Here is a 12,226-nt window from a genome sequence, read left to right on the forward strand (position 1 = left end):
ATGACGCTGACCATGACACCAACGGTCGATGCCGGCGGCCCTGCCACGGACATCCGCCGGGCCGACCCCACCGGTGGGGAACCGGACCCCCGGGCCTCGGCCCAGACCACCCGGATCCACTCCGTTGAGGGCGTCGAGGTCGGCCCGCGGCGCCGGGTACGCTCGGCACGCCTCGACGACCGGTTCAATGTGCTGGGCGCGGCCGCCGCCGGAATCGCCGTCGCCGTGCTCCTCTTCGGATGGTTCACCCCGCTCTCCGGCGGGGTCGGCTGGGTGCTCGTCGCCTTCGTCGCGTTCCTCGGCTTCTACGCCCTGCTGGTGAGCCTCAGCTCGGACTGGCAGGAGGTGAAGGACCGGGTGATGGCGGTCCTGCTCACGAGCGCCGGGGTCATCCTCTTCGGATCCCTTGTCTTCGTGGTCGCCTTCACGATCACCCGCGGCCAGGAGGCGCTGCCGCACCTCAACTTCTTCACCCAGAGCATGGAACTGGCCGGCCCGCTCGACGGCCTGGACCTGGGCGGTATCGCGCACGCCATCCTCGGGACCCTGATGCAGATCACCATGGCACTCATCGTCACGGTCCCGCTCGGTATCGTCACGGCGCTCTTCCTCAACGAGGTCGGCGGTCCGTTCGCCCGTTTTGTGCGCACCATCTCGGATGCGATGACCGCGCTGCCCTCGATCGTCGCCGGCCTCTTCGTCTACTCCGCGATCATCGTGCTGATCACCCACCAGCGCTCGGGTTTCGCCGCATCCATGGCGATCACAGTGATGATGCTCCCCATCGTTATCCGGGCGTCCGACATCGTGCTCCGGCTGGTTCCCGGCAACCTGCGCGAGGCGGCCTATGCCCTCGGCTCGACCAGGTGGCGCACCGTCTGGCACGTGGTGCTGCCGACGGCCCGGCCAGGCCTGGCCACGGCCGTCATCCTCGGCACCGCACGAGGCATCGGGGAGACGAGCCCGGTGCTGCTCACCTCGGGCGTGACCGCAGTGGTCAACCTCAACCCCTTCGAGGGACCGATGATCTCCCTGCCCCTCCAGGTCTTCGACTTCGTCAAGTCGCCGGAGCCCACAATGATCGCGCGAGGGTTCGGCGCGGCGGCCGTTCTCCTTCTCCTGGTCCTCGCCCTGTTCTACATCGCGCGGGTGATCGGCGGTCGCGGCCCAGGCCAGCTCAGTCGCCGCCAGCAGTTGCGGGTCGTCGCCGCGTCGGCACGGGACCACCAGCGCATCACGGTCCGCAGCGCGCGTGGCCGGGCCGCCGGGCCGCCGGAATCCTCGTCCCCCCTCGCCTCACCGCCAGCCGCCTCATCCCCGAGCGCATCCGCACAGAAGGAGACGTCGTCGTGACGCCGCACAACAAGTGGATTCCCGCAATCCGCGCCCTCGCAGTCCTGGCCGTGGTCTTCGCAAGCGTGACGAGTACGGTGCCGGCCCAGGCCGCCAGCTACGACCCCATCACCGGCACCGGATCGACCTGGTCCCAGAATGCGCTCGACCAGTGGCGCAAGAACGTCGCCTCCAACTACGGCATGACCGTCAACTACTCGGGCGTCGGCTCCTCCGCCGGACGCCGCGACTTCGCCGCGGGCAGCGTCGACTTCGCCGTGACGGAGATCCCGTTCCAGACCGCCCCCGAGGACGGTTCGGCTCCCGAGACTCCGACCCGCGGCTACGCGTACATGCCGATCGTCGCGGGCGGGTCCTCCTTCATGTACAACCTCAAGATCGGCGGGGTGCGGGTGTCCAACCTGCGGCTCAGCGGCCCCGTCATCACGAAGATCTTCACCGGCGTGATCACCAAGTGGAACGACCCGGCCATCCAGGCCGACAACCCGGGCCTCGCGATGCCGGACAAGGGAATCGTGCCCGTCGTCCGCTCCGACGGTTCCGGTTCGAGCGCGCAGTTCACGCTGTGGATGTCCAAGCAGCATCCCGACCTGTGGAACGCGTTCTGCGCATCCGTCGGCCGGAAGGTGCCCTGCGGGCTGACCTCGCAGTACCCGACGTTCGGCAACGCCAAGGCGCAGAGCGGCTCCTCCGGCGTGGCGGGTTACGTCAGCCAGGACTACGGGGAAGGAGCGATCACCTACGTCGAGTACTCGTACGCCCTCGAGGCCGGTTTCCCGGTCGTCAAGGTGCTCAACGCGGCTGGTTACTACGTGGAACCGACCGCGAACTCGGTGGCCGTCGCACTGCTCCAGGCACAGATCAAGACGGATGTCCCCGTCACCAGCCCCGACTACCTCACCCAGATCCTCGACGGGGTCTACAACAACCCCGACCCCCGCACCTACCCCCTGTCGAGCTACTCGTACATGGTGGTGCCGACCCAGGTCGGCGGAGTGTTCACGGCGAAGAAGGGCACAACACTCGGGGCCTTCGCCAACTACATGCTCTGCGAGGGACAGCAACAGGCGGCCGACCTCGGCTACTCGCCGCTGCCGATGAACCTCGTGCTGGCCGGCTTCGACCAGATCAAGCGTGTGCCCGGCGCCGACACCAGCGGGGTCGACATCAACAAGTGCAACAACCCGACATTCAAGCCGGGTGATTCGCCCTCGAACAACCAGCTTGCGCTCACGGCTGCCCAGCCGCAGGACTGCGACAAGGTCGGGGCGAACCAGTGCACGACCGGCACGGCAGGCTCCGTCGCCGACACGCCGATCTCGGGCAGTGGCGCGGGCGGCAGCGCCGACGGAGCGGCTGACGCCGTCGGCGCCGCCGACGCCGCGGCAGCTGCGGGCGCTCCCGTTACCGCCGCGAGCTACGACGAAAACGGGGCCCTGATCTCCGGCGGCACGGCCGTCGCCGGCGCGGCCGTCGCCTCACCGTTCACCCTGGCCGACACAGGCTGGAGCGCACAGCAGTCGATCATGCTCTTCGCGGGGATACTGCTCGTCGCCGCCTCCGTGCTTCCGCCGGTGTTCTGGCGCCGGCTCACACCGCGCGGCGCGAAGGCGGCCACGAAATGACGCGGCTGACCTTCAACCAGGACTCGCTCTGGACCCGCGCCGGCGCGAGCGGACTCGTCGTCGGCCTGTTCGTGGGCGTCGGCGTCGCCCTGCTCGGCTCGCTCGCCCCGCAGGCGGCGGTCGCTGACTCCTCAAGCGCGGTCACCGTCACGGCGGCCGCCCAGGACTCCGACGTTGCATCCGCGCCGTTCCCCGCGCTCTCCGTGACGGTGTCCAAGACCGCAGACCTCACCTCGGAGGGGATCCTAGTCAGCTGGACCGGCGGCAAGAAATCGACCGCGCCGCAGGGATCGGTGGGGGGTGCGAACTTCCTTCAGATCGCGCAGTGTTGGGGCGACGACCCTCTGCACCCCGGGCACCCTGACCGCACGACGTGCCAGTACGGAGCGTTCGCGAACGCCGGTCGCGAAGCGGACGTGCACGAGAACACCGAGGAGAATCCGAAGAACATCGCGCAGCAGGACGCGCAGTACACGTCCCCGCGCACTGGTATCTTCACCGGTCCGTACACGGCAATTCCTTTTCGAGCGGTGTCCGGTGAGATGGTCGCACCCGTCCACGAGAAAGACGGCGTCCTCGTCCACGACACGACCGTCGACCTGGTCAACAACCAGTTCTTCACCCAATTCACATCCAATGAAATCAAGTGGGCCGGGTCGGACGATTCCGGCGCCGGCTCGGTGAAGTTCGAGGCGCAGACCTCCATGCAGTCCCCGGGGCTGGGCTGCGGTGCGCCCGTCATCGTGACCGGCCAGCCCACGACCGGCCAGTCGTGCTGGCTCGTCGTCATCCCGCGCGGAACCGGCGACTCCGGTGTCGGCCAGATCCTCCGGCCCGGCCTTTTCTGGGATGCCTGGCAGCACAACGTGGCGGTGAAGCTCGATTTCAAGCCCGTCGGCATCCGCTGCGAAATCGGCAGTGCCGAGAGTCGGCTCTCGGGCAGCGAGCTCATCGCCGGTGCGATCTCTTCGTGGCAGCCGAACCTCTGCGGCGGCAGTGCCGGCTCGGCCTTCGTCCTGGGCACTGGAAACGAAGCCGATGTTCTCGCCGTGGCTGCGAAGACCACTCCTAGCCCGCTCGCGCTGACCTCCCGGCCCCTCGCGACGACCCAGAGGGATCCGCTGCAGTACGCGCCCGTCGGCATCTCCGGCCTGGCGATCTCCTTCTCGATCGACCGTCGAGTTAAACCTGTCGACGGAGTACCGCGGGCTTATCAAGACGCGGAGACCCAGGCTTTCACGACTCTGAAGCTCACACCCCGTCTCGTGGCCAAATTACTCACGGTCTCCTACGTTTCGGCGCTCCCGCCCGGCGCCGACCTCACGCACATCGGCTACAAGAGTTTTTCGGACCCAGGGCCCAACGCCCGCAACATCTCAGGTGACAAGGACTTCCTCGAGGCCAACGACAGGGAGTGGGCGTATCAGGACCTCAACAGCATCTCGATCGCCGACGCGCTTGCCCCGTCTGGCCGTTCGGACATCGCAACGCAGCTCTGGCGCTACGTGATGGCGGATGCCGATGCGGTCGCATTCCTCAACGGAACCCCGGACCCGTGGGGCATGAGAGTCAATCCGTATTACTCCACCAACGCCGCGATCAACCCCACCGGGATCGGACTCATGCTGCCGCGTGACACCTTCCCGAAGGCCGATCCCGTTGAGAAGGCGGCGACCACCGGCGGCAATGGCGTCGGGGCCGTGAACCTCGTCACCTGGCGTCCCTTCACCTCCGACTTCGAAAACGGCGCCTATCTCACGTTGCGCGGCGACGGTCAGTTGCTCGGCGGCTGGGATTCGACGGCTACCCCGCCGAAGTACCTCAAGACCGCACGCAGCCTCGTCGGCCAGCAGGGTGTGATCGGGCTCACCACGACGGCCTCGGCGGCCCGTTACCAGAACGTCACCGCTTCGCTCAGAAACTCCGCCGGCACGTTCGTGGCGCCGAGTTCTGCCTCAATGCTGGCCGCGGCTGCGGCGATGACCCCCACGGCAGCGCAGGCAAAAGTGCTCGAATTCGACCCGAAGTCGACCGCGGCCCTCGCCGCGACCACCGCCTACCCGTTGACTATGCCGGTCTACGCCGCCCTGAATCCGCTGCAGACGGATGCCTCGAACCGTGCGAAGTACGCCGCGCTGATTACCTACGGCGTCACTGCCGGCCAGGTCCAGGGCACGTCCCTCGGCCAGTTGCCCGCAGGATACGCCCCGCTTCCGAAAAGCTGGGTTGACCAGGCGCTCCTGGCCGCCGCGGCGATCAGGGACGGCGTCAGCCCGATCGCGGCGACCGTGCCGACGGTTCCCTTGGCCGTCTCGCCGTCGACGCCGACGACGGCGGGCGTCCGAAGCGCTGCCGCGGCGGTCGCCGATGCTGCCGCGACTGCGGTTGCCGACGCCGCCGACCCCGTTGCCAGCGGTGCTGCCGCCGGGGCGCTCGTCGGGAAGCCCACACCCGCAGACCCGGCCAGCCCGGTGGCAGCGGCTGTTCCGGCCGGACTGCTCTCAGGGCTTCTTGCAGCCGGAGCGTTCCCCCTGTTCTCACGAATCAGAAGGAGATTCTGATGCGTCGCAACTTGACGAGCCGGCCTGGGGCTCTAGCCCAGACCGCTGTCGTCGGGAAATGCGGGCCCGCCCGGGTTCGTTTCGTTTCACCCATCCGAAAGGCTCCACAGTGATTTCGAAGAAGGCTATTGCGCTCTGCGCAACTGTCGGCGTTGCCATCTCCGGCATTGCCATTGCGACACCGGCCAACGCCGAGCCCGTCTCCAACAGCTACTCCATCGTCGGTTCCGACACCCTCGAAGACGTCGTCGGCGCACTCGCCAACGGCACATCCATCACCGGTTCGTCAGTGCGCTCCACGATCAACGGTGCCACGATCGGCTCCTTCGACGCTACAGGGTCCCCTTACATCACGACCAAGAGCGCCGGTGTGCGTTTCGGGCGTCCCAACGGTTCCGGCGATGGAGTCAAAGCGCTCAGCCGTTCGATCGACGGCGCGAGCTACACCGCCGGAACCGCCGGTAGCCCGACGGCGGCGATCACCGGCCAGGTCGACATCGCCCGGTCTTCCAGCGGGGGGACGGCGAACGCCGCAGGCGAGCTCCTGTATGTGCCCTTCGGCCGCGACGCGATCGCCTACGCCTACAAGGGCGCCGCATCCGGAATCGACACCCTGACGGTGTCGCAGATGAAGAGCCTCTACGAGTGCTCCGCCGGCTTCCAGATCGGCGGCGTCACCGTCACCCCGATCATTCCCCAGGCAGGCTCGGGAACCCGCAAGGACTTCCTATCGAAGATCGGCTCGACCGAGGCTCTCATGCTCACCGTTGGTGAGGGCGGCTGCGTCGTCGAAGGCCAGGAACACGACGCCACCACCCTCACTGCCGAATCGGTCATGCCGATGGCCGTGTCCCGTTGGATCGCCATGAACACGGGCGCGAGCTACGACAAGCGTGGCACCGGAACGCTCGGTTCGCTCGTCTCCGGCGTTGTACCGGTCACAGGGACGGGGACGGCCATGGTCCCGAACGCCGTTTACTACGCCGACACCACCTGGGGCCGCGACACGTACCTCGTCGTGGAGTATGCCCGAGTGAACAGCGCCGATGCGAAGTACGACGCCAACCTCGCTGCATTGCTCGACCCGAATCAGTCAACAGCCCTGACCAACACGTCGCCCGTCGTCTCCCGCGCGGGCGCCGTCAAGAAGAAGTTCGGCTTCCTCGCTCCCACGGTCGGCGTCGTCGCCTACCGCGTCGCCAAGACTGCTTAGCCCACCGACTCACCTCTGAGAAAAGGTTCGGAAAATGAAGCTCACTAAGAAAATGCGCTTTGCCGCCGTCGGCATTGTGTCCCTCTCCCTCGTCGCCGGTGCCGCGGCCGTTGCCTCCGCAGCCGTCCAAACCAACGGTTCGGATGGCCCGTTCTACGTCTTCGATAGAAACATTGCCCTCGTCACCGATCCGACAACCGTCTTCCAGTGGAACTCGGACAACTTCGCCTCCGGTGCAGCCACCAGCTATGACGTGCCGACCATGTGCCCGATCGCTTCCACAGGAGCGAGTATCTTCTTGTCAGACGTCGGCAGCGAGCGCACGGTGCTCTCCTGGAAGGCGACCGCACTTAGCGCATTCAACCCTCAGCCGGCAGTCGCCGGCACGAAAGAGGTCATCGCGGCGACCCTGACGCCGATCACCCTCATCAATGGCCTTCCTGGGCAGGCCGCGGTGAAGGCTGCGGGCGGCACCTACAGCCTCGGTATGGCGTGCACCACTAACAATGGTGTGACCGTTGTCGGTGCCTTCTACCGCACGATCCACGTGACGGCCGGTACCGGCGCCTACACGGTCGACGCCCAGGCCGATGTCGCCGTGACCCCGACCCCGACGCCCACGCCAACGGCCCCGGCCGGCACCACGGGCGACGTGGCGCTCGCGCCGACGGTCGCAGCCGCCAGTAACGGCGTGCTCAGCTTCTCTGTTCCGGCGGGCGCTGCGGCAACCTTCGGCGCTCCGACGCTGGTCAACAACAAGTCGACCACCGTGGGCACCCTGGGTGCCGTCACGGTAGCCGACGGCCGCATCGTCACGCGCAACGGCTGGGACCTCACCGCGAACGTCGCTGACTTCAAGAAGAGCACCGACGCCGCCAACACCATCAGCAACAAGCAGCTCGGCTTCGTCCCGACGGTCACCGCCGTCGGCACAGACGCGACCGGCGTCACCGCCGCGGCTGCCCAGACCGCGGGCACGGCCAGCTACCCGGCGGCCTTCGCCTCCGGCGCAGCCGCCAACACGGTCGGAAACACGGTGCTGAACGCCGCACTGACCTTCGTCGCACCCCAGGAGAAGGCGGCCGGTACCTACACCTCCGTCATGACCCTGACGGTCGTCTCGAAGTAACAGCCGGCGGTGGGGGAGGGGCGGCGTCCGCGTCGTCTCTCCTTCACCCCCCCCGTTTCGTCACCACTCTCCACAGGTTTCCCCCGCAGAAATGAGAATGCCCTCGTGACCCCCACCGCCTCCGTCACCCACCGACTGCTCGCCGCCGCGAGCGTGCTCCTGACCCTGGGACTGACCCTGACCCTCGGCGCCACGGGCGCCTGGGCCGAGGATTCCGACGGCATCGCGGCCGCCCCTGCCGCCGATGGCGGCGTCGACCAGTCCAGGTCTCGGTACAGCTACCAGGTCGAACCCGGCCAGCAGGTGGCGGACGAGTACCTCGTCGAGAACACCGGCACCACCGTGCAGTCGGTGACCGTGTACGCCACTGACGCGTTCAACGCAGAGGACGGCAGCTTCGCCCTCCTCGACGGCGGCGTCGAAGCGACGGGCGCCGGGCGCTGGGTCAGTTTCGACGGCGGGGCCGACCGGATGCAGCTCACCCTTCAGCCGGGAGCGTCCCAGGTGGTGCCGTTCACCGTGATGACGCCGGCTGACGCGGGTCCCGGCGACCACGCCGGCGGCATCATCGTCTCGGCGCTCTCGCCGGCCGGCGAAGTGTCCGTCGACCGGCGCGTGGCAATTCGGCTCTACGTGCGGGTTAAGGGGCTGCTGCAACCGGGACTCACGATCAGCAGCATCGCGACCTCCTACCGCCCCGAACTGAATCCCTTCTCAGGGGAGCTGACGGCCACGATCAGCCTGAGCAACACCGGCAACGTCGCCCTCGCGGCCAACACGGTCACGCAGGTGCGCGGCCTGTTCGGCATCCCGCTGTCCGGCCTGACCGACGTCAAGGTTTCCGAGATGCTGCCCGGCAGCAACCGCACGGTGACCATCACGATCCCGGGTGTCGGCCCGTGGGTCTACCTCGCCCCGCACGTCTCCCTCGCGGCGACGGTCGAGCCGGGAGCCCTCGACGCCGGGGTGCTGCCCGCGGCCGAACGCGACGCCACCCTGTTTGTGGTGCCATGGGGCGTCCTGCTCGTGCTGCTCCTCGTGGGCCTGGCCTGGCTCATTGCGCGGCTCCGCCGCCGGCGCAACGCCACCCGGGCGCAGGCCTGGGTCGAGTACACCGAGGCCGAAGCACGACGCAGGGCCCTCGAGGACGCCCCGGCGGAGACAGAATCAGCGGGGATGCCCGTGCACTGACCTTGGCTGGCACTGCCGCCGGTTTGCCTCTCGTTTGCATTCCCTTCAGCTTCACGAAACCTCGGTTGGACTAACTTGACTGTGCTCACCACCCACCCCGCGCTGCGCCTGCTGCTCGTGGCCGTTTTCGCCTTCGTCCCGCTCGCCGGGCTGGTCGGCGGCACCCCCAGCGCACAGGCCGGCAACGATTCAGATGGCGTCGGCCTCACCGTGGACGTAGCCCAACCGACCGCGAGTCCCCGGCCCGACGCCAGCTGCGAGCTGCCGTTCGGTAAGCCAGCCGGCCACGCTCAGGTCCGGGTCCGGGTCAGGCACCTCAAGCTGGGATCCCTGGCGCAGGCCCACGTGCACTCCACGCCGACCCTGCTCGCCAGCGGCACCGCCGACGCCGACGGAAGTGTCGTGCTGAACGGCACCCTCCCGGATGACCTCGTGGTCGGCAGCCACAGTATCTCCCTCACGGGCATCGCGGTGGACGGTCAGGCGTTCACCCAGACCGTGCTGACGTTCACGGTTACCGCGGGCGGACTCCTCGCCGCCGAGGCTCCGCCGTCGGCCGTCGCGGCGTCGGTGCGTACCGCTGCCACGCCGGCACGCGTCGCACAGGCGCCCGTGACCGGGCCGGCCGCCGTCGCCGCGGCGCTCGGCTCGGAGGCCGTGGCGCTGGGCGGCGTGCTCACCGTCAGCGGTCTCACGGTCCGCGCGGTCCCGGCCCTCACCCCGGACGGCGGCGACGTCATCCTCGATTTCACCATCCGCAACGTGTCAGCGGTGCCGATCACATCGAGCCTGAACTTCTGGATCGACAACGCCGTCGGCCTCCCGATCGCGCAGGTCGACGACGTCGCCGTCGCCGACCTAGCGGCGGGGGAGACCCGCACGGCCACCGCGACGCTCTCTGACGTGGGCCAGTGGACCGTATTCAGCGGCCACGTCACGCTCACCCCGCCGGCCACGGTCGGTGGCAACGATCTCACCCCGGTCTCCCGTGATGCCTTCATCATCGTGCCACCGTTCTTCCTCCTGCTTGTCGTAGCCCTCGCCGCGGGACTCAGCCTCGCTGTGCGATTCGTGCTGCGTGCACGCCGCGCCATCCGTGCCGTGCCGGTCGCGGCCGCATCGTGACCGAGCTCAAGCCGTCGAAGGGACGCCGTTCGCGCATGCCGGCGACTCCGGATCGACCGGAGATCGGCCCGAAACCGGCACGGAGTCGGATCCCGCGCGCGGCCGCACCCCCGCGTGGCTGGAAGCCGGGCCAGGTCCCACCCCGGCCGCCGCGCCGCCCCCCGGTCTCCGTCCGGCCCCCGGTCGTCCTGACCGCCCGGGACGAACTCGTGCGCACCTCTCTCGCGATCCTGGCCGCCGTCATCTTCGGGATCCTCGCGAATGTCACGGTGCTCGGCCAACTGCAGCACATCGTGGCCCAGCAGCAACTCACCGACACCCTCCGGGTCGAACTGGCCGCGGGAACGGCACCCGTGAGCGAGGGCACGATCGACAAGGTGCTCCTCACTGACGGCACTCCGCTCGCCGTGGTCGACATTCCCTCGATCGGCGTGCACGAGGTCATCGTCGAGGGAACCGATTCCGCGACGACGCGCACCGGCCCCGGCCACCGGCGCGACACCGTGCTGCCCGGGCAGGCGGGTGTGAGTGTCGTGATGGGCCGTGCGGCGGCGTTCGGCGGCCCGTTCGCACGGATTCAGGAGCTCCGGCCCGGCCAGAAGTTCACGGTCACCACCGGGCAGGGCAGGCAGACGTTCGCCGTGATCGGGCTGCGCTACGCGGGCGATCCGGCCCCGGCGCCCCTGACGGCCGGCCACAGCCGGCTGATCCTCGAGACGGCCCGCGGCCCCGCCTTCATCCCGGGCGGCATCGCCAGGGTCGATGCCGAGCTGACGAGTGAGACGAAGCCCGCGGGCATCCGCCAGACGACGTATGCCACCCTGCCCGCCGCCGACCTTGAACTCGCCAACGACACCTCGACGGCGTGGGCGCTCGTATTCGCCCTGCAGTTCTTCCTCGTGATCGAACTCGCCGCGGTGTGGGCGTTCAGGCGCGTCGGAGGCCGGAAGACGTGGATCGTCTTCATCCCCGTCGTCACTCTCGGCGGGCTCCTGGTCGCCGACCAGGTAGTCAGGCTCCTTCCCAACCTGCTTTAGCCCGGAGGGGCCGTTGACGGCGGCCGCCCAGGAACAAAACACGAACATGAGAAATGAGTGGCCATGATTGACGTGCAACTGGACGACGTGACGCAGCTGCTGCCGGTCCAACGACCGCGGCGGCGGACGCCGTGGCGCAGGGGCGACGCGGCGTCGTCCGCGCCACCGGCGCCGGCCGCGGCACTCGCCCTCAAACCCCTGGCAACGCTCGAGGGTCGCAACGTGTCGGCCTGGTTCGGAACGCACCAGGTCCTCGACCGGGTGTCGCTCACCATGCCCGCCGGAGTCATCACCTCCCTGATCGGGCCGTCCGGGTGCGGCAAGTCGACCTTCCTGCGCATCCTCAACCGGATGCACGAGCTCGTCCCGTCGGCGAGCCTCGCAGGCGAAGTGCTCCTTGACGGCGAAGACATCTACGACCCGGAGCGTAAACTCGTCGACGCCCGCAAGCACATCGGCATGGTCTTCCAAAAGCCCAACCCGTTCCCGGCGATGTCGATCTACGACAACGTCGTCGCAGGTCTCACCCTCACCGGCACTCGCGCGACCGCCGACGAGAAGGACTTCCTCGTCGAGAGCTGCCTGACCAAGGCCGGCCTCTGGAAGGAAGTCAGGGACCGTCTCCGCGCCCCGGGTGGCGGACTGTCCGGCGGCCAGCAGCAGCGTCTGTGCATCGCACGGTCCCTCGCCGTGACCCCGCGCATCCTGCTTATGGACGAACCGTGCTCGGCGCTCGACCCGACATCGACGCGGGTGATCGAGGAGACGATGCTCGAGCTCGCCCACGAGGTGACGATCGTGATCGTCACCCACAACATGCAGCAGGCCCAGCGGGTCTCCCAGAATTGCGCGTTCTTCCTCGCCGCGCAGGGAACCCCCGGGGGGATCGTCGAGCACGGTCCGACCGAGGCGATGTTCGGGGACCCGATCGACAGCCGCACCGCCGACTACGTCAACGGCCGATTCGGCTGACGCGCGGGCGGTCGCACCCT

Annotated in this window: 9 protein-coding genes; all 9 read left to right on the forward strand. The window is 68.4% G+C overall.

Annotation, left to right across the window (positions count from 1 at the left end; all coding sequences use genetic code 11):
• The 9 genes from pstA to E3O32_RS16115 all read left to right on the forward strand — a co-directional run bounded on the left by pstA (window position 1) and on the right by E3O32_RS16115 (window position 12,206).
• The gene (gene pstA / locus E3O32_RS16075; RefSeq protein WP_241975056.1) at window positions 1–1,353 is read left to right on the forward strand and encodes a phosphate ABC transporter permease PstA; all 1,353 of its coding nucleotides are present in this window, start codon (window positions 1–3) and stop codon (window positions 1,351–1,353) included.
• Window positions 1,350–2,978 (forward strand): phosphate ABC transporter substrate-binding protein PstS, encoded by a 1,629-nt coding sequence (gene pstS, locus E3O32_RS16080; protein ID WP_241975057.1) that lies wholly within the window; start codon window positions 1,350–1,352, stop codon window positions 2,976–2,978. The genes pstA and pstS overlap by 4 nt, the downstream gene beginning before the upstream one ends.
• Window positions 2,975–5,539 (forward strand): hypothetical protein, encoded by a 2,565-nt coding sequence (locus E3O32_RS16085; RefSeq protein WP_134510839.1) that lies wholly within the window; start codon window positions 2,975–2,977, stop codon window positions 5,537–5,539. Before pstS ends, E3O32_RS16085 begins: the two co-directional genes overlap by 4 nt.
• 109 nt (window positions 5,540–5,648) lie before the next feature.
• Complete coding sequence (locus E3O32_RS16090; RefSeq protein ID WP_134510840.1) at window positions 5,649–6,752, forward strand: hypothetical protein; 1,104 nt, start codon at window positions 5,649–5,651, stop codon at window positions 6,750–6,752.
• A 34-nt stretch (window positions 6,753–6,786) separates the two neighbouring features.
• Complete coding sequence (locus E3O32_RS16095; protein WP_134510841.1) at window positions 6,787–7,881, forward strand: hypothetical protein; 1,095 nt, start codon at window positions 6,787–6,789, stop codon at window positions 7,879–7,881.
• A gap of 105 nt (window positions 7,882–7,986) precedes the next feature.
• The gene (locus E3O32_RS16100; RefSeq protein WP_134510842.1) at window positions 7,987–9,072 is read left to right on the forward strand and encodes a COG1361 family protein; all 1,086 of its coding nucleotides are present in this window, start codon (window positions 7,987–7,989) and stop codon (window positions 9,070–9,072) included.
• Between the two features lie 75 nt (window positions 9,073–9,147).
• Window positions 9,148–10,197, forward strand: coding sequence for a hypothetical protein (locus tag E3O32_RS16105; RefSeq protein ID WP_134510843.1), 1,050 nt, complete (start codon window positions 9,148–9,150; stop codon window positions 10,195–10,197).
• A gap of 209 nt (window positions 10,198–10,406) precedes the next feature.
• The gene (locus E3O32_RS16110; RefSeq protein ID WP_241975058.1) at window positions 10,407–11,234 is read left to right on the forward strand and encodes a sortase; all 828 of its coding nucleotides are present in this window, start codon (window positions 10,407–10,409) and stop codon (window positions 11,232–11,234) included.
• Window positions 11,235–11,297: 63 nt separating this feature from the next.
• Window positions 11,298–12,206 (forward strand): phosphate ABC transporter ATP-binding protein, encoded by a 909-nt coding sequence (locus E3O32_RS16115; protein ID WP_134510844.1) that lies wholly within the window; start codon window positions 11,298–11,300, stop codon window positions 12,204–12,206.
• Window positions 12,207–12,226: the final 20 nt, after the last annotated feature.

Source organism: Cryobacterium mannosilyticum (assembly GCF_004402705.1).
GTDB classification, from domain to species: domain Bacteria; phylum Actinomycetota; class Actinomycetes; order Actinomycetales; family Microbacteriaceae; genus Cryobacterium; species Cryobacterium mannosilyticum.